Genomic DNA, 17469 nt, shown 5'->3' with positions numbered 1-17469 from the left:
AATTTTTATTAAACGGCAGAAAAGTGTTAGATAGAATTAAAGAAGTAATAGATGAAGTAACCACTGCTACAGTTGGCAGCAAGGAAGACTTAGAAAATTTTCGCCTAAAGTACATTAGTCGTAAAGGTATTTTAAATGACTTGTTTGAGCAATTCAAGACAGTTGCTAATGAGCAGAAACGTGCAGTAGGGCAGGAGTTGAACAAGTTAAAGAATTTTACGGAACAACGATTTAAGGATTTTACAGAAGATGTAGAAAACTCTTCTGAAGATTCAGCCAATAGTTCTAAATTAGACTTGACTCTTCCGGTTGCCCCTAATTTTGCAGGCACCGTACACCCTTTGACCTTAACCCGCCAAAGAGTATTAGAAGTTTTTGCCCGTATGGGTTTTAGTCATGAAGATGGGCCAGAGGTTGAAACAGACTGGTATAATTTCACAGCCCTTAATTTCGCTGAAAACCATCCTGCCCGTGAGATGCAGGATACATTCTTCGTAGAGAAAAAAGGGGTTCAGAAAGACGATGTATTACTTCGCACGCATACTTCTAACGTGCAGGTACGCTTAATGGAGCGTAAAAAGCCACCTATTCGCTCAATTATGATTGGTAGGGTATATCGCAACGAGGCTATCTCAGCAAGAGCGCACTGTCAGTTTCATCAGATAGAAGGTTTATATGTTGATAAAAATGTGTCGTTTAAAGACCTGAAAGACACTTTGTATCATTTCGCTAAGGAAATGTTCGGAAAAGATACAAAGATTCGTCTTCGTCCAAGTTATTTCCCATTTACCGAACCGAGTGCTGAGATTGATGTGACCTGTTTCATTTGTGGTGGTTCAGGTTGTAATATCTGTAAACATAGCGGATGGGTAGAAATTGCAGGTTCAGGTATGGTTGACCCAAATGTATTAATCAATAGCGGTATCGACCCCGAAGAATATACAGGCTTTGCTTTTGGTATGGGTGTAGAGCGTATCACAATGCTTCGCTATGGTATCAACGACTTACGCTTATTCTTTGAGAACGATGTCCGTTTCTTACGCCAGTTTGAGGGAGCGTAAGCAATTACTTTGCATAATTAATAATCCATGTAAATACAAAAAACTCCCTTCGGTTGAGGGGAGTTTTTTTGATGCACATCATTCAATCTTTGAATGATCACTGTTTAAAAGTTTCCTGACAAATTTAATTGAATCCCTTCACAAAAGCCGGATAACCTAAATTTTCAATTTGCTTTTGTGTATTTTTAGCATTTACCTCTGAACTATAAACACCATAAATAACCCGATAAACCATAGCCTTATCGGCTGCTTTACTTACTTGTATAAAAATTTTATTGTTTTCTATTTCTCCCTTTTGAGTTAACTGATTGGCGAAATCCTTTGCTGCTTTTAATTGACCAAATGCGCCTAATTGTAAGCCATAACCATTTGGCTCCTGCATTTTACCATTCAGGTCATATACGTGGTTTACATCAAAATTCTCAATTTTGGTCGTTTCAATCTTAATCTCTTTTTCTTTAGTGGTTTTCTTCAGCGGTGCATAACTTTTCACGTGAGCAGCTACTTCGGCTGTTGCCCAAAGTACTTCTACTTCATCATCTTCTACTTCCTGGATTTTTACTTTGGTGTTAGCAGTCTTAAAATCAACTTTATCAGATAGATAGGCCACTTTATTGCTGCTTTTACCTTTAGTTGCATCAGCAATAGAAACTACTACAGATTTGTCTGTTTCTAAGTTGGTTATTTTTACTTTCTTGGTTCCTGACTCCTTTTTCGAGGATTTGTTAAGGGCATCAGCAAAGTTAGTAGAGGTTTGAGCAAGCGCCTGGCTCACCGCAAAGCATAGGAATAAAATTCCTTTTAAAGTTAAAGGGGCACGTAATTTCATTTTAATGGTCGTTTATGGGTAGGTTACTGCGGTGAATTATTTTAGCACGCCACCATCAGTGTTTTTACAATAAAGAAGGGCAAATAATGTGCCAATCGTAGCCTTAAATAGCAAATAAAAAGCCTTAAAACAAAGCAGCAGAAAGATATTTTTTCTTTCTGCTGCTAACTCATTGATAATGAGATCTTATGTGTATTTCGTTAATTACTTAAATTCTCGTACAAACGCATACTGTCCATTTTCGAGGAAATATTTTTGTTTTCCACGAATCGAATCATCGGTTTTAGTGATACCAAAATAGACCTTATAGAAAGTTTTACCATCTATATTCTTGCTACAGATAAATACCTGTTTCTTATCAGCATCGCCTTGTTTAATTATACCTCTGGCAAATGACTTGGCATTATCTAAACTGCTGAATGAAGCCAGTTGTAAACCGAAGCCCTCTAAATCGCTTTTCTCTTTTACATAAATAAAATTAGCACGCATTTCTTTCGAATCTCCATTGTCTTTCGCACGTCCTCTGGTTTTTCCACCATTTCTATCAGGATTCAACTCATCATTTGCCAAAGCAAGGTTAAGCACGCAAAGCATTGTAATTGTGGATATGATACTCTTTTTCATGTTATTGTAATTGATAGTAATGATTTTTTAAATTTCAAATTTCGTGCTAAACTTTTTTTTGAAGCAAAAAAACATCAAATTTGGAACAGAATCTTTAACCTCAAAAGCGTTTTTAAACGTAAAATAGCATCAGACGAGCCAATTTGGCTGTTTTCCAATTGTATGAAAAATCATTTTTCTTTCCCGGATAATGGGCAAACCCGCGCAGTAGTGGAACGTGTAACTCCTGAAATTGATGGTGGACGATACGCTATTAAAGCCATAGTCGGCGAAAGTATTACTGTGGAAGCAGATATTCTCGTTGATGGTCATGATAAGTTGTCGGCTCGTTTACTATTCAAACATGAGTCAGATAAGGAATGGAGCGAGACATTGATGCAGTTGTTTGATAACAACCGCTGGATTGGACATTTTTCGGTAGAGAAACAAGGATTCTACACTTATACTATTGAGGCATGGGCAGATCATATTGCTAGTTGGATGCACGAAGTAGATGCGAAAGTACGTGATGGGCAACACTTGAAAGTGGAGTTGATGCAAGGAGAACTCTTCCTGAACGATATGGCTAAAAAAGCCAAAGGCGATGATAAAAAGGTGATTCAGGAAGCTGCCAGAGCCATGAAGGGGGCTTATTCCAAAGGAGAAGAAAGATATGGCGAGGCTATCCAGATTGCCATGAGCCAGCAAATGCTTGATTGGGCAACCAAATACCCGGAACGGCAGGATGCTTTCAGATACAAAGAGTTAAAGATATATGTAGATAGAAAAGCCGCAGGGTTCTCATCGTGGTATTCCATATTCCCACGCTCAGCCTCCAGAGAATATGGCAAACATGGTACTTTCAAAGATGTTGAAAATCTCTTGCCTCGCATTGCCGAAATGGGTTTTGATGTGCTCTACCTGCCACCCATTCATCCTATTGGTAAAACACATAGAAAAGGAAAAAATAACTCAGTAACCTGCGAAGAAGGCGAACCGGGCGTTCCTTATGGAATCGGTTCACAAGAAGGCGGACATGATACGATTCACTCCGAATTAGGTACTGTTGAAGACTTCAAACAACTGATTGGAGCCTGTAAAACCTTTGGAATGGAGATAGCTATGGATTTAGCCATCCAATGTTCTCCAGACCATCCTTGGGTAAAGAAACACCCTAATTGGTTTAAAATACTGCCTGATGGCACGATTAAATATGCCGAGAATCCTCCTAAGAAATATCAGGATATCTATCCGGTTAATTTTGAAACAGCCGATTGGCAAAACCTATGGCAGGAATTAAAAAGGATAATTTACCTTTGGGCAGAGTGGGGTATAAGAATTATCAGGGTAGATAATCCACACACCAAGTCATTTGGTTTCTGGGAATGGATAATTGCTGAAACCAAGAAAGATTATCCGGATATGATATTCTTGTCTGAAGCTTTTACGAAGCCTAAAGTAATGCAGCAACTGGCAAAATTGGGTTATACACAGTCCTATACTTATTATGTATGGCGCACCCATAAATGGGAAATTATCCAGTACATGGAAGAACTCACTAAGGGTGAGATGAAGTACTATTTCAGACCGAATTTCTGGCCTAATACGCATGATATAAACCCATACATGTTGCAGGGCCGTCATGAGCCGTTGTTTTTAATCCGCTATTTTATGGCTGCCACCTTGGTAAGTAACTATGGTATTTTCGGGCCTACGTATGAATATTTATATAATGAACCTTACCCGAATAAAGAAGAATATGGATTCTCGGAGAAATATGAAATAAAATGGTGGGATTGGGAGCATAGAAACAAATTGACTTATATTATTACCCAGGTAAACCGAATCAGAAAAGAGAATACAGCTTTTCATTCAACCAATAATATTGAGTTCTGCGAAGTGCATAACGACCAGTTATTGGCATACCTGAAAACGGCTCCTGATGGGAATAGAATTTTATGTATAGTCAATCTGGATGGCTATAATAAACAAAGTGGAACAGTAAAAGTGCCTTTATACAGGATTCATAAAAACGATTGGGAGACATACAGAGTACATGATTTAATTACAGGTGCTTCTTTCAGTTGGAAAGGAGAATACAATTTTATAGAGATCGATCCTTATATATTACCATTTCATTTATTTAGGATTGAGGATATATAACAATTGAATGAGTTAGTGATTGAGTGAATTAGTGATTTTTATTCTTTTAATTCACTCAATCGCTAACTCACTCAATCACTCAATAAGTTCACCGACTAAAAAAGAAACTAACCAGACTTATTTATGGAATACAAAAAACTATTGAAAACTCTGGTAGAGAAAGCGATTATTCCCGAAGAACAATTGGCAAAAATTGCAACCTACGAGCAAACCAAGCCTTTCTCGGTGCATTGGGAGTTGCGAACATTTTTGTATGTAGGTATCACGCTTTTAGGGGCAGGGCTAGGGGTAGTTATCTACGAAAACATCGATTCAATAGGTCATAATGTTTTGATTGGCTTAATCGTACTCGCTTTCTTAGGTTGTTTGTATTATGCGTTCAAACATCGTAAGCCTTTCACCTGGGATGAGGTAATAGAAACAGAAAAACTGGATGATTTTGCGCTTCTGGGCGCTTGCGTGATGTTTCTGACCCTGGAAGGCTATCTGCAATACCAATACAATGTTTTTGGTACACGCTATGGCTTAGCGGCATTTTTACCCGCAGTACTGTTTTTCTTTTTAGCTTATCGCTTCGACCACAGAGGGGTTCTTTCCATGGCTATTACAGCATTTGCCTCGTGGGTTGGGGTAAATATTGCCCCTATTAAACTCTGGCAACAAAAAAACTTCTCAACAGCAGATATTACTCATATATCCATCGTGCTGGGTGTAGTTTTGATACTCATGGGTGGCTTGAGTGAATATAAAAACTGGAAAAAACACTTTTCATTTACCTACTTCATCTTTGGCTTTAACATTGCTTTTGTAGCAACCCTGGCAGGATTATTTCAGTTTGATATGAAATTGGTTTATTTATTAGTAATGGCCGTTCTAAGCTATGGCAGTATCTGGTATGCCCGCCGAGCGCAATCCTATCTTTTTATGCTGATGGGCGTAATTTACGGGTATATAGCCATTACCTACTGGATTTTCCAGGCTGAATGGATAGAGAGGCTTGATTTTACCTTATATATGTTCTATTTTATGGCTTCTGCTGTTGGGATTGTGGTGTTCTTGATTAATATCAAACAAATGATTGGACTAAAAAAATGAAAAAGGCATATAACGAAACATGGGTTGATAATATAGATAATCAGGATATTATCAGAGAGTGGTATGATGAGAAAGTGTTGAGTAAGGAACAGTATGTCGAAGCTCAAAAGCTTTTTCCGGTAGAGTTTTATCAGCCCAATATCTTTATCGAGTTCGGACTTTTTATTTTTACCAACTTGGCTATTTCTGCTACTTTTGGTTTTCTGGCAGTAACACTCCTCTCATCTCTGATAGAAACAAGTATAGGATTAGGTGTTGTTTCCGTGATATATGGTGTTAGTTTGGTTTTTTTATTAGAGTACTTTATCAGAACCAGAAAACTCTATCGCTCCGGTACTGATAATGCTTTTCTTTATGTGGCGATTGGTTCATTTCTGACTGCCGTCTTTGCCTTTACCGATTTCAAATTGTCTCTTTATTCGTATTACTTTGTATCGTTACTTATTTTTATTCCTTTCCTGTTAAGATATGGCGATCCTTTTGTTGGTATTGCCATTTTTGTCGTATGGATATGTTTCTGGTTTACGCTTACTATTGAATGGCCCATTGGCAAACTAATTGTACCTTTTGTGATTATGGGGGCATCTGTCATTAGCTATGTTTTTGCCAATTGGTGGAAAAAGAAAGATAATTCATGCTATTATACCGATGCACAGATATGTATTGAAACAGGTAGCCTGATAACCTTTTATCTGGGTGGAAACTATATGGTGGTGCGAGAGGGCAATGCGCTTCTAAACGGTCTAACTGATTCATCGCAAATTTCGTTTGCATCATTATTCTATCTATTTACGGTTATTATTCCATTTGTCTATTTGTTCTTTGGCCTGAAAAATCAGGATAGAAAGATGGTAATGGTGGGCTTGGCAGCCTTTGGTTTTTCGATATTTACCTATCGCTACTATTTCTCTGTTATGCCACTAGAATGGGCGTTAACTTTAGGAGGTGCAGCTTTGGTAGGCTTTTCGGTGTGGGGAATATGGTTTTTGCGTACACCAAAATGGGGCTTAACTTACCAACAGACCCAAACTAGCAAATATCGAGATTTTGAGGCGTTCCTGGTTAGCCAGGCATTACCGCATCAAGGAGGACAAGGTGGAAAAATGAAATTCGGTGGTGGAGATTTTGGTGGTGGGGGGAGTGGAGATAAGTATTGAGTGAATGAGTGATTTAGTGAATGAGTAATTTAGTGATTACTTTAGTAGCTTACTTACTATTACGGCTGGTTTTGAATTATCACAAACTTATATTTTAGCTTAATGAGTGATTAAAATTTTAATCACTAAATCACTAAATCACTAAATCACTCATTTCTTCCGCAGGCTTCTCCCAATAAACCCTCAAAACCTTAGAATTCACACCAACCTCTTTAAAAAACTGTAGCCAGAATAATTGTTGATTCGATAGATTATCGGTAGGTGATTTCACCTCTACAAAGCAATATTCGTTATTATGCTCATCCCACATGAATAAGTCAGGGAAACCGCGTAAATTTTCTACCAGATTTTTAGACATTTCGTGCAAAATCTTCTTTAATGATTCAAAATTGATAACTTCCACCGCTTTTCTGACCATTATCCATATCTCTTCAAGCCAAGGCACAAAAGGATTAGCAATGCCAAATTTTGATTCGTATCGCTCGCCCATATATACCAGTAGTGTCTGGATATTATCAAAACTCTCTAAATGACTGATGATTAAATCCTGGCGTTTTTCATAAAAATCAGGAAGATATAAATCAGAAGGGCGGCGTTGAAAAGGGTGGTGGAAAGCAACCAGACTTGGGTCAAAGACAATATCCCAGAAGATTAAGCCAAAGATAGCCCTCCACGTATGATTTTCAGAAAAAATTGCCATTTTTCCCTGATTGATATAATAATCTGCCACACCCATTTCTACCTGATGCCGGAACTCTTCTGAAATCGTAATGGATTCGGACTGGTGTAGCCATGAGGTTGTACTCTTTTTATGTACTCGCTTTTTGCTGCTAATCTGATTCATGAAATCAGTCGCATAAAACCGCTCGTCAGCATTCTTCGGAAACTCTATCATTAATTGGCAAAGCGAAAGCGCTTCATCAATATACCCTAATTTTTGCAGTGTTCGCACCTGTCTTTCTCTGGATGGTACTTGTTCGGTAAGGCGGAAAGTATTTAATGCTTCATCATAAAGTTTACTCTTTTCAAGATACGTCCCGACTTTCAGGATAAGCCTCTCGTAGGAGGGCTTAGCTACTTCACTTAAATCATTAACTGAATCCGTAAAATTCATAAACCAGTCATAGACTTCGAGTGGTGAAGCAGTATCTTTTAATTGAGAGAAGAGGTCATTCTGGTCAGTAATCAACCATTTGTCTTCAGCATCTTTGCGGGTATTAAATCGGGCTACCAATTTATCATCATCGTGGCTTTCGTATTGTATTAAGCCTAAATCGCGTACCACAAACTCTGTCATATCCAGATAACGGTTGCCAAAGAAAAGAAACTTCATAAAAGTCACTTCAAACTCATAACATACTTTAACAACAGGCTCTAAATCTTTAATAGCATCTACAATTTCTTCAAAACTAAAGGCTTTCAGAAGTGTTTCTACCAGTTCATCTTTTTTGAGTTTTTTGTAAGAGATTCTTTCAGCTTTGGGGGTACTTTCTGCAGTTGCTGCTACTATTTTAGTAAAACGATTCACCAATTCATCTTTGCCAAAAATACCCAGCAATTCTTTGCTGAAAGTTTCATGCTTTTCGGCATGGATAGGCTCTATAAATCCTCTATCGAGCAACTCATTTAATAATGCAGGAATATCAGTTAATTCGGCATACGCTAATTTGTTGACTTTAAAGAATAAGCCTTTGCGATTGCTGAAACGAATAAATAAGCATTGAGCATCTTCGCTCAGGCAGTAATATTTACGCAAAAAACGCCATTCATTTTCATTAAGAATATGACGATACTTCTCCTGGACAAAATCCAACAGATAATTAAAGTATTCGAGATAATATTTTGGGGGAAGCTCGTTTTGCTCTGCCATACTCAAAAAACAATATACCTTTATAAAGGGTTCGGTAGGCTGATTTTCAGGCCGTCATAAGCTAAACGCATATTGGCAGGTAGTAGTTTTTCTACCTCTGCATGTAAGCCTAGTTTATGGCTGATATGTGTAAAATAAGTAGTAGAAGCATTAATTTTCTGAGCCACTTCAATAGCCTGACTTAAATTAAAATGAGAGATATGCGGCTCATGCTGCAAAGCACCTAAGACCAATACTTTACTTCCGTAAACCTTTTCCATTTCTTCTTCAGAAATGTAATTCACATCAGTAATATAAGTAAAATCACCTACCCGAAAGCCTAACACCGGCAAGCGATGATGAAGCACTTCAATAGGTGTAAATTCAACGCCTTCTATTACAAAAGGTTGCAAATCAGTTGAAATTTCTTGTAGATTGAGTAATGGCACGCCCGGATATTTTATGTCCTCAAAAGCGTAAGCAAACTCTCTTTTTAATTGATTTAATACCCTTGGATGCCCATAGAGATTAACGTGGCGCATACCGTTCAGATAATTAAATGGACGAACATCATCAAGTCCGGCAGTATGGTCTTTATGCTCGTGGGTATAGATAATGGCATCAAGCTGGGAGATTCGTTCGCGCAACGCCTGTTGCCTTAGATCGGGGCCGGTATCAATGATAAAACTCTTGCCATTCACTTCTATCCAAACAGATACGCGCAGACGCTTGTCTCTGAAATCGAGTGAATTGCAGACTTCGCATCTACATGTAAGTACGGGAACACCCGCCGAGGTACCTGTTCCGAGAAAAGTTACTTGCATGCTGAAGATTACGGTAGCAATCTCTGGAGATTACTACCGGATAATTAAAACTCTTGATAGCTACTCTGTTAAACCTTTTACCACTGTTACGAGTCTGTCAAAATTCAAAGGCTTCATTAAAGCGTCGTTGAATCCTGCATTTTTGAAATCGTCTTCAGAATAGTTTTTAGCATTTCCGGTGATAGCCACTGCTGGAACATTAGCCTTTTTCTTGTCGCTCAACTCACGAATAGCCTTGATACACTCCATACCATCCATGATAGGCATGTTAATGTCGAGAAGCAGAATGTCAAAGTCTTCTTTTTCAAGCAGTTGCATTACTTGTTCTCCATTTTTTACAGCGGTGATTTCAAAATTCTGGAACTCCAAAATTTTCTTGGCTAAGTTCTGAATTACTGAACTGTCTTCGGCTATCAATACTCGTTTCATTGAAGGCATATATGTTTTTAAGTTTGGTCTATGCTATTTTGGTGTAAAGATAAGGAAAGAAGATTTTTAACAAAGAAGTTGTTTAGGATTTTCGTTACTTTTTTAAAAATAGGGTGTTTTGAGCGAGACAAATCAAATAATGAAAACATAGCATCGCTATGGAATTCCTTTCGGGGTTTAAATTATTCGATGCAGGCGTAGCCAAAACAACATATTTTTAAATGTAAGGAATAATCCTAAACAACTTACAAATCAAATTTCACTAAAGCCTGATAAAATATGTACTTTTGCAAAGATATTTGAATTATAGATTTTCGACCTCCAAAATTATACGCTTGAATCGAAACTTATCGCTCGGAAAAAAGATATATTTTGCTTCTGACTTCCACTTAGGAGCACCCTCTCATACAGAAAGCCTTAATCGTGAAAAAAGAATTGTAGCCTGGCTGGATGACATTAAGCAAGATGCCGAAATTATTTTTCTGGTAGGTGATTTGTTTGATTTCTGGTTTGAATACAAAAGAGTAGTGCCTAAAGGTTATGTAAGATTTATGGGTAAACTGGCTGAACTAGCAGATTCAGGAATCGAAATAATTGTCTTCTTAGGTAATAGAGATATGTGGATGACCGATTATTTCGAAAAAGAATTAGGCGTAACGACTATACGTAGACCCAAGAGCTATGTATTTAATAATAAGAAGTTTTACATTGGACATGGTGACGGATTGGGCAAAGGCGATTACGGCTATAAGTTTTTACAGGTAATTTTTGAAGGCAAACTGCCTCGTTTTTTATTCGATAGAGTGATGCACCCAAATCTGGGATTATTCCTGGGCAATCTGTGGAGTAAGCATAGCTGGCGAAAAAAGAGAGAACCAGAACAGTATCTGGGCGATGATAAAGAGTTTTTGGTAGGCTACTCAAAAGAAATAGAAGCAAAAGAACACCACGACTATTATATCTTTGGGCACCGACATACCAAAGTTGATAAAAAAATCACTCCAACAGCCCGTTATATTAACCTCGGCGATTGGATATTTTATGACAGTTATGCTGTTTTTGATGGGAAAGATGTTGTGCTGACATCTGCAGAACCATAATACAGGGTGGTATCGGAACGCCTGGCTTGAGTCATAAAAATTTAAGATAATCTTCTATAGCATTTTCGATACAATAATGAGACATTAAATATCCTACAAATGACAATCCAGGTTAGTGAAAACTATTTTACGGAGCTTTATAATAAAGCTATACAAGGTTATATGTTATGTATTAATAACAAGGAGAACGAATTCCTAAAAGACGAAATTGGGGTGCCTTTAGAGTCTATTCAGGCATACAAAAGGGATATAAAAATTGTCTTTTCTAAAAACTTTGAACATGACCATAAATTCGAAGCGACTTTAAATCTTTCTCTTTCTCCAAGCAAAAACGAGATTGGCAGATATACTTATGTCAAAGACTTATCAGAAGAGTTTAGAGATGAATTTTTGGTTTTTTACTAAGAAACAGATTGTAGCACTTCTATAGATAGTTATGACAATCTTATTGAAAAAAAGCACGAAAACGAATATGGGATAAACGAATTCGTGCTTAAATAAGTTGACAGATACTACTTACTACACCATTAAATTCTGGCATACATCTTAGTCGACCAGTACTGTGTCTCACTTTCCATTAATGAGTTGTTCAATACGTTTTCTTTGGCTGCATATTGGAAATAAGGCAATTCATAGGCTGCTTTTATACCTTTCAACTGGCTTTCATTATGGCAGTTGGTGCCAAAAAATGCCACCATATTTTTCTTTACCAGAGTTTCTGCCATTTCCTGTGCTTGCTTAGAATAATATCCGGTTAATGACCCAATATTCACTTGAAAAAGAATTCCATTGAATAATAAACGGGTAAGCGTATCAATATTATTCAAACTAATATAGCGCTCAGGATGTGCCAATACCGGAATATAGCCTGCCTGTTGAATCCGATGAGCTGATTCAATCAGATAAGCTGGTTTGGCAATAAATGACGCTTCAAAGAGGAGATATTTCTTTTGATTGCCAAACGATAATATCTCTCCGCGTTCGATTGACCTGAATAAATTATCTTCTAAGTAATACTCTGCCGAGGCTTCTATCTCAACATTGATGTTGTTTCTCTTTAAAATACTTCTCAGAAGATGTAGCGATTGAAGAATGTCTTCATATGAGTTGTTATAAAAACCACTCATCACATGTGGCGTAGCAATAATCTTTTTGTACCCCAGGGCTTGCAAGCCTCGTATAATTGTAATACTTTGATCGACATTAGACGCTCCATCATCTAAGTGGGGTAGAATATGAGCGTGTACATCGACTGTCAAAGGGTGTTGGGTAAAAGCACTATTTTTTCCTAATAGAGGTTTTTTGAACAATGTTTCAAACATTGATTTGTCGTTGTTTTGTGGCTTAATTCAGGATTCAATCAAAGGAACTTCCTATTGATTACAAATGTAAACCAACACCGTGCCAAAGCACCCTATTTGCAGTAGAAATATACTAAGCGGTAGCAAACGCTCAATAACAGTAGCTTAAAAAAAAAATATTTGAAAGATGATAAAGTTGGTATCATTTATGACAAACTACCACCTGGATTTTTCTTAGAAAATATCCTTAAATTTAGGCAATTCAAGGTCTTTTTGAGAAATATTCGGGTTTTCAATCCCCCAGTCAATACCAAGGTCCGGGTCATTCCAGATAATACCGCCTTCAGAGGCTTTATTGTAGAAATTTGTACATTTATAAGTAAATAGACATTGCTCTAAGGCTAAAAATCCATGAGCGAAACCTGCGGGTATATATACCATATTCTGGGTTTTTGCATCTAATAGAAACTTCTCATGCTTTCCGAAGGTAGGGGAGCCCGGGCGTAAGTCTACAGCCACATCAAGTGCTTTGCCTATAATTACTCTTACCAGTTTTCCTTGTGCATGGGGCTCCGCCTGAAAATGCAGGCCTCTTAAAACGCCTGCCGAAGATAAAGATTGATTATCCTGTACGAATTCAAAAGGAATACCATTATTAGAAAAAGCCTCTTTATGGTAAGATTCTAAAAAATATCCTCTTTCATCGCCAAAAATACGAGGCAGAACTTCTATTAATCCTTCTATAGATGTTTTTCTAAACTCCATTATTCTTTATATTCGATTTTTAGATTACCGTATAGAACTATGTCAATTCGCGGTAGTAGCAATGTTAGCCACTGTTTATGCTTTCAATTAAGCAATAGTTTATGCAAAAGTAATATTTATTAAATAATTTCAAGGTACTTTCTTATTAAATCGACAGAATTAAGGAAATTTGTCAAAATTTTTCTACCGTATGACCAAACAACAACTCTTTGAGCAAATTTTAAAAAAGAAATCTTACTTGTGCGTAGGGCTTGACACTGATTTAAAAAAAATACCACAACACCTTTTACAAACCGAAGACCCAATTTTTGAATTCAATCGCCAGATTATAGATGCTACTGCCCAATATGCTGTAGCTTATAAACCAAATATTGCATTTTATGAGGCTATGGGGGTAAAAGGATGGGAGAGCCTGCAAAAAACGATGGATTATATTCCCAAAGAATGTTTTACCATAGCAGATGCTAAAAGAGGGGATATTGGGAATACTTCTGAACTATATGCACGTACGTTTTTTGATAAAAACTCTTCCTGCTTTGATTTTGACTCGGTAACGGTTGCACCTTACATGGGTCGCGACTCGGTACAGCCTTTTTTAGCATTTGATGGAAAGTGGGTGATATTGTTGGCATTGACCTCTAACATAGGCAGCAACGATTTCCAGCACCTGAAAGTGGAGGTTGATGGTGAGCAAAGAGCTTTATATGAACAGGTATTGACAAAATCGCAGGAGTGGGGTAATAGTGAATCGATGATGTACGTGGTAGGAGCTACCCAAGCCGATAAACTAGCAGAGATTCGTAAAATAGTTCCTGACCATTTTCTATTAGTACCGGGAGTAGGAGCACAGGGTGGAAGTCTTGAAGAGGTATCCCGCTATGGTATGAACAAGCAATGCGGGCTTTTAGTCAATTCATCAAGAGCGATTATTTATGCTTCGAGTGGAGAAGATTTTGCAGCTAGGGCTAGAAAAGAAGCACAAAAAGTACAACAAGAAATGGAAAAGTACCTTTCAGCAATTGTATAATATTTTAGTCAAAGGTTTATATTAACATGACAGAAGCTTTTATTCACTACCTCTGGCAATTTCAACAATTTAACAAATCTTTGCTGCGAACTACCAATCATGAATCTATTAAGGTTCTGAAAACTGGTATTTTGAATACCGACGCAGGCCCTGATTTTTCGCAGGCAAGAATACAGATTGGAGAAATAGAATGGGCAGGCAATATAGAGATTCATATTAAATCGTCAGATTGGAACAACCATAATCACCAGTATGATGGTGCCTATAACAATGTGATTTTGCATGTTGTATGGGAGCATGATAAGCCAATCTTAAGAAAAGATGGCAGTGAGATTCCAACTTTAGAGTTAAATCCAATAACTAATATTAATTTATTAACTAAATATCAGGCACTACTTGTTAATAAAAATATAATTCCTTGTGCACCACAGTTTAAGAGCGTCTCAGACTTGGCCAGAATTGCAACTTTAGATAAAGCTTTAACTAAAAGACTGATTCAAAAAGCAAAGATTGTAGGAGAATTGTTGGAGGCGAACCAGGGAGATTGGGAAGAAACCACCTATCAGTTATTGGCCAGAAACTTTGGGTTTAAAATAAATTCTGAAGCATTTCTGCGATTAGCTCAGAATCTTCCTTTAAAAGTATTACAGAAGCATCGGGATAATCTGACGCAAATTGAAGCTATATTTTTCGGACAATCAGGATTGTTGACAGAAGCCGATGATTATTCTAAGAAATTAATTCAAGAGTATGAGTTTTTTTCCTCCAAGTTTTCTTTAAAAGACCAAATGCTTGACTCGCACGAATGGAAACTACTTCGTACTCGTCCTGCCAACTTCCCAACTATCAGAATTGCTCAGTTAGCAAAGCTAATTACCTTGCAAAAGAGCTTTTTCTCATTGTTTACCCAGACCGAATCTATTGAGGATTTGCGCATGACCTTACAAATTAAACAATCAGAATATTGGCTGGAACATTATCATTTTGATAAAAAGATAGAAAGAAAAAGTAAGGGCTTGGGTAAAGATTCAATAGATAATCTTTTAATTAATACGGTTATCCCTCTGTTGGCGTGCTACTCGCAGAAAATGGATAATCAGATATATATGGATAGAGCTATTGCATTTCTGGAATCATTCCCACCTGAGAGTAATCATATCATTGATATGTGGAAGAATCTTGGATTGGAAATAAAGTCAGCTTTTGATGCACAGGCAGGTATTGAATTATATAACAATTTCTGCAGCCAGAAGAAATGCCTGCAATGCAACATTGGAATAGAGATTTTGAAGAAGTAAGTTTTACATTTTCATAAACAAAATGCCTTATATACAACTTATAAGGCATTTTGTTTATTTCAGCTTTAATAAACTTAAGCCCTATTAATCAGACTAATCCCTGATATCATCAGAATAAAACCTAATATAGCAGGTGCAATTTTTCTGGCACCCTCTACATCAAATCCCATCAGTCTATTATTACTCGACATAAAAGCGGCACAGGCAAAAAGCAACAGTATTAAGCCTATCCCTGTTAATATTCCTCCTAAAGTTCTTTTAAACTTAGCGTTTTCATCATTATTCATAAAAAAATCAAGATTTGGGTTCAAGTGAATGTATGAATTCCTTTATATATTCTTTACTTTTTACTGGTTTAAAATTCAATTTCTCTCCTTCGGCAATCATAAAATCGTAAGCCGTATCAAAGTCATTCGGAATAGTACCATCCAGAATAGCCTCCCTGATAGCAACTTTTATATCACCTACTTCGCGGGATGGTTTTAAGTCAAACACTTCCATGATAATTTCTCCGGTAATGACTGGTTGGAAATTACGAAGCTTATCTTTGGCCTCCAACTCTATCAATAGTTCTTCCACTTTATCGAAGTTGCCCAAGTAGCGCTTTACTTTGCTCATATCCTTGGAAGTAATATCAGCCCGGCACAAAATCATCAGATATTCTATATCATCACCTGCTTCGAATAATAACCTACGCAGTGCTGAATCTGATACCCCATCTTTTGCCAAAGCAATGGGTCGTAAATGCAGTCTTACCAGGTTTTTCACCATCTTCATTTTAGCATCCAAAGGATGTTTTAATTTTCTGAAAATGGTTGGTGTCATCTTAGCCCCTAATTCTTCATGTCCATGAAATGTCCAACCCACTTTTGGATGAAAACGCTTGGTAGCGGGTTTAGCAATATCGTGCAAAATAGCTGCCCAACGCAACCACAAATCGTTTGATTTGAGAGCTACATTATCTAACACTTGCAAGGTATGATAGAAATTATCTTTATGCCCTTTACCATCCTGGGTTTCAACTCCCTGCAATTCACAGAATTCAGGAAAAATGATTTGTAGCAAGCCCGTATAAAACAAGAGTTTAAAGCCATACGATGGTGTTTTCGATAATACAATCTTATTAAGCTCCTCGGTAATACGTTCTTGCGAAACAATGCTGATACGATTTTTCATAGCCGAAATGGCATCGAAAGTTATACCTTCAATATCAAAGCCTAATTGCGAAGCAAATCTAATAGCACGCATCATGCGCAAAGGGTCATCAGAAAAGGTAATTTCCGGACTTAAAGGCGTACGGATGATTTTCTTCTGAATATCAGCCACTCCATCGAAAGGGTCAATCAATTGCCCGAAATCTTTGATATTCAAAGAGATACCTAGGGCATTAATCGTAAAGTCACGTCTGTTCTGGTCATCTTCAAGTGTACCGTCTTCTACCAAAGGCTTGCGTGATTCGTATCGGTAAGATTCTTTTCTGGCACCTACAAATTCTACCTCCAGATCATCAGATTTGATTTGTGCAGTGCCAAAGTTCTTAAAGAAACTTACATGTACATTATCGCCTAATTTGCTGGCTACTTTTTCTGCTAACCCGATACCGCTACCTAAACAAACCACGTCAATATCTTTATTGGGTCTGTTCAGTATCAAGTCTCTTACATATCCACCAATGACATACGCCTCTACTCCCAGTTCAGTAGCCGAACGGGCGATTACCTCAAAAATTGGTTCATTAGATATGTGTTCTTTAAAATTCATCATATAGTTGTGATTTTGTCCTAAACTTTGATTGACCTGATTAAATAATTAGACTGAAGTATAACATGCAATAATTATTTAGATCAAGATTTACTCTGATTATTTTGTCTAAATGAATCAGCAGAATCTTAAAATCAGTTAAAACGATACACCATCGCGGCATAGTTCAAGACATTAAAAACAGCAAGTTTGTCTTTAACATTTTAA

The 17469-nt window shown here is 37.2% G+C and carries 17 protein-coding genes; 8 read left to right on the top strand and 9 right to left on the bottom strand.

The window, feature by feature from the left end:
- Nucleotides 1–23: 23 nt before the first annotated feature.
- A complete protein-coding gene (pheS, locus tag D0T08_RS01870) occupies nucleotides 24–1061 on the top strand; it encodes a phenylalanine--tRNA ligase subunit alpha (RefSeq protein ID WP_116980863.1) in 1038 nt (345 codons plus the stop codon).
- 124 nt (nucleotides 1062–1185) lie between these two features.
- On the opposite strand, the gene D0T08_RS01865 is transcribed toward pheS, so the two are convergent.
- On the bottom strand, nucleotides 1186–1890 hold the full coding sequence (locus D0T08_RS01865; protein ID WP_116980862.1) for an SPOR domain-containing protein: 705 nt from the start codon (nucleotides 1888–1890) through the stop codon (nucleotides 1186–1188).
- A 204-nt stretch (nucleotides 1891–2094) separates the two neighbouring features.
- A complete protein-coding gene (locus D0T08_RS01860) occupies nucleotides 2095–2514 on the bottom strand; it encodes an SPOR domain-containing protein (RefSeq protein ID WP_116980861.1) in 420 nt (139 codons plus the stop codon).
- Nucleotides 2515–2676: 162 nt separating this feature from the next.
- On the opposite strand from D0T08_RS01860, the gene D0T08_RS01855 reads away from it, so the two are divergent.
- The 3 genes from D0T08_RS01855 to D0T08_RS01845 all read left to right on the top strand — a co-directional run bounded on the left by D0T08_RS01855 (nucleotide 2677) and on the right by D0T08_RS01845 (nucleotide 6908).
- Complete coding sequence (locus tag D0T08_RS01855) at nucleotides 2677–4656, top strand: alpha-1,4-glucan--maltose-1-phosphate maltosyltransferase (protein ID WP_116980860.1); 1980 nt, start codon at nucleotides 2677–2679, stop codon at nucleotides 4654–4656.
- 123 nt (nucleotides 4657–4779) lie between these two features.
- Nucleotides 4780–5751, top strand: coding sequence for a DUF2157 domain-containing protein (locus D0T08_RS01850; RefSeq protein ID WP_116980859.1), 972 nt, complete (start codon nucleotides 4780–4782; stop codon nucleotides 5749–5751).
- Nucleotides 5748–6908, top strand: coding sequence for a hypothetical protein (locus D0T08_RS01845; protein WP_116980858.1), 1161 nt, complete (start codon nucleotides 5748–5750; stop codon nucleotides 6906–6908). The genes D0T08_RS01850 and D0T08_RS01845 overlap by 4 nt, the downstream gene beginning before the upstream one ends.
- A 133-nt stretch (nucleotides 6909–7041) precedes the next feature.
- On the opposite strand, the gene D0T08_RS01840 is transcribed toward D0T08_RS01845, so the two are convergent.
- Genes D0T08_RS01840 through D0T08_RS01830 form a run of 3 tightly spaced genes read right to left on the bottom strand, consistent with a single transcriptional unit; the run spans nucleotide 7042 to nucleotide 10019 of the window.
- Nucleotides 7042–8778 (bottom strand): VRR-NUC domain-containing protein, encoded by a 1737-nt coding sequence (locus D0T08_RS01840; RefSeq protein ID WP_116980857.1) that lies wholly within the window; start codon nucleotides 8776–8778, stop codon nucleotides 7042–7044.
- Between the two features lie 20 nt (nucleotides 8779–8798).
- Entirely contained in the window at nucleotides 8799–9581 is a 783-nt protein-coding gene (locus D0T08_RS01835; RefSeq protein WP_116980856.1) for an MBL fold metallo-hydrolase, read from the bottom strand.
- Nucleotides 9582–9641: 60 nt separating this feature from the next.
- On the bottom strand, nucleotides 9642–10019 hold the full coding sequence (locus D0T08_RS01830) for a response regulator (protein ID WP_116980855.1): 378 nt from the start codon (nucleotides 10017–10019) through the stop codon (nucleotides 9642–9644).
- 326 nt (nucleotides 10020–10345) lie between these two features.
- On the opposite strand from D0T08_RS01830, the gene D0T08_RS01825 reads away from it, so the two are divergent.
- A complete protein-coding gene (locus D0T08_RS01825) occupies nucleotides 10346–11110 on the top strand; it encodes a UDP-2,3-diacylglucosamine diphosphatase (protein WP_116980854.1) in 765 nt (254 codons plus the stop codon).
- Nucleotides 11111–11209: 99 nt separating this feature from the next.
- Nucleotides 11210–11515 (top strand): hypothetical protein, encoded by a 306-nt coding sequence (locus tag D0T08_RS01820; RefSeq protein ID WP_116980853.1) that lies wholly within the window; start codon nucleotides 11210–11212, stop codon nucleotides 11513–11515.
- A gap of 122 nt (nucleotides 11516–11637) precedes the next feature.
- On the opposite strand, the gene D0T08_RS01815 is transcribed toward D0T08_RS01820, so the two are convergent.
- Together D0T08_RS01815 and rfbC are read right to left on the bottom strand one after the other, a co-directional pair.
- Nucleotides 11638–12432 carry a tyrosine-protein phosphatase gene (locus tag D0T08_RS01815; protein ID WP_116980852.1) on the bottom strand — a complete coding sequence of 265 codons (795 nt, stop codon included), beginning with the start codon at nucleotides 12430–12432 and terminating at the stop codon, nucleotides 11638–11640.
- A 213-nt stretch (nucleotides 12433–12645) separates the two neighbouring features.
- Nucleotides 12646–13176 (bottom strand): dTDP-4-dehydrorhamnose 3,5-epimerase, encoded by a 531-nt coding sequence (rfbC, locus tag D0T08_RS01810; protein WP_116980851.1) that lies wholly within the window; start codon nucleotides 13174–13176, stop codon nucleotides 12646–12648.
- Nucleotides 13177–13366: 190 nt separating this feature from the next.
- Between rfbC and pyrF the strand changes: the two genes are divergently transcribed.
- Together pyrF and D0T08_RS01800 are read left to right on the top strand one after the other, a co-directional pair.
- Nucleotides 13367–14203 carry an orotidine-5'-phosphate decarboxylase gene (gene pyrF / locus D0T08_RS01805; RefSeq protein ID WP_116980850.1) on the top strand — a complete coding sequence of 279 codons (837 nt, stop codon included), beginning with the start codon at nucleotides 13367–13369 and terminating at the stop codon, nucleotides 14201–14203.
- A 26-nt stretch (nucleotides 14204–14229) separates the two neighbouring features.
- Entirely contained in the window at nucleotides 14230–15501 is a 1272-nt protein-coding gene (locus tag D0T08_RS01800; RefSeq protein WP_116980849.1) for a DUF2851 family protein, read from the top strand.
- A gap of 74 nt (nucleotides 15502–15575) precedes the next feature.
- Here D0T08_RS01800 and D0T08_RS01795 read toward each other — a convergent pair whose 3' ends face one another.
- On the bottom strand, nucleotides 15576–15788 hold the full coding sequence (locus tag D0T08_RS01795) for a hypothetical protein (protein WP_116980848.1): 213 nt from the start codon (nucleotides 15786–15788) through the stop codon (nucleotides 15576–15578).
- 7 nt (nucleotides 15789–15795) lie between these two features.
- On the bottom strand, nucleotides 15796–17262 hold the full coding sequence (locus D0T08_RS01790; RefSeq protein ID WP_116981480.1) for a CCA tRNA nucleotidyltransferase: 1467 nt from the start codon (nucleotides 17260–17262) through the stop codon (nucleotides 15796–15798).
- Nucleotides 17263–17469 lie beyond the last annotated feature (207 nt).

It is taken from the genome of Emticicia sp. C21, assembly GCF_003418935.1.
Classification (GTDB): Bacteria; Bacteroidota; Bacteroidia; order Cytophagales; family Spirosomataceae; genus Emticicia.
This window is presented reverse-complemented; position numbering and strand designations above follow the sequence as displayed.

Bases quoted from the DNA above. Each gene is read 5' to 3' on its own strand.
- D0T08_RS01865 (WP_116980862.1), bottom strand. From the start codon at position 1,890: ATGAAATTACGTGCCCCTTTAACTTTAAAAGGAATTTTATTCCTATGC.
- D0T08_RS01790 (WP_116981480.1), bottom strand. From the start codon at position 17,262: ATGAATTTTAAAGAACACATATCTAATGAACCAATTTTTGAGGTAATC.
- D0T08_RS01840 (WP_116980857.1), bottom strand. From the start codon at position 8,778: ATGGCAGAGCAAAACGAGCTTCCCCCAAAATATTATCTCGAATACTTT.
- D0T08_RS01835 (WP_116980856.1), bottom strand. From the start codon at position 9,581: ATGCAAGTAACTTTTCTCGGAACAGGTACCTCGGCGGGTGTTCCCGTA.
- rfbC (WP_116980851.1), bottom strand. From the start codon at position 13,176: ATGGAGTTTAGAAAAACATCTATAGAAGGATTAATAGAAGTTCTGCCT.
- D0T08_RS01795 (WP_116980848.1), bottom strand. From the start codon at position 15,788: ATGAATAATGATGAAAACGCTAAGTTTAAAAGAACTTTAGGAGGAATA.
- D0T08_RS01850 (WP_116980859.1), top strand. From the start codon at position 4,780: ATGGAATACAAAAAACTATTGAAAACTCTGGTAGAGAAAGCGATTATT.
- D0T08_RS01800 (WP_116980849.1), top strand. From the start codon at position 14,230: ATGACAGAAGCTTTTATTCACTACCTCTGGCAATTTCAACAATTTAAC.
- D0T08_RS01820 (WP_116980853.1), top strand. From the start codon at position 11,210: ATGACAATCCAGGTTAGTGAAAACTATTTTACGGAGCTTTATAATAAA.
- D0T08_RS01855 (WP_116980860.1), top strand. From the start codon at position 2,677: ATGAAAAATCATTTTTCTTTCCCGGATAATGGGCAAACCCGCGCAGTA.
- D0T08_RS01860 (WP_116980861.1), bottom strand. From the start codon at position 2,514: ATGAAAAAGAGTATCATATCCACAATTACAATGCTTTGCGTGCTTAAC.
- D0T08_RS01815 (WP_116980852.1), bottom strand. From the start codon at position 12,432: ATGTTTGAAACATTGTTCAAAAAACCTCTATTAGGAAAAAATAGTGCT.
- pyrF (WP_116980850.1), top strand. From the start codon at position 13,367: ATGACCAAACAACAACTCTTTGAGCAAATTTTAAAAAAGAAATCTTAC.
- D0T08_RS01830 (WP_116980855.1), bottom strand. From the start codon at position 10,019: ATGCCTTCAATGAAACGAGTATTGATAGCCGAAGACAGTTCAGTAATT.
- D0T08_RS01845 (WP_116980858.1), top strand. From the start codon at position 5,748: ATGAAAAAGGCATATAACGAAACATGGGTTGATAATATAGATAATCAG.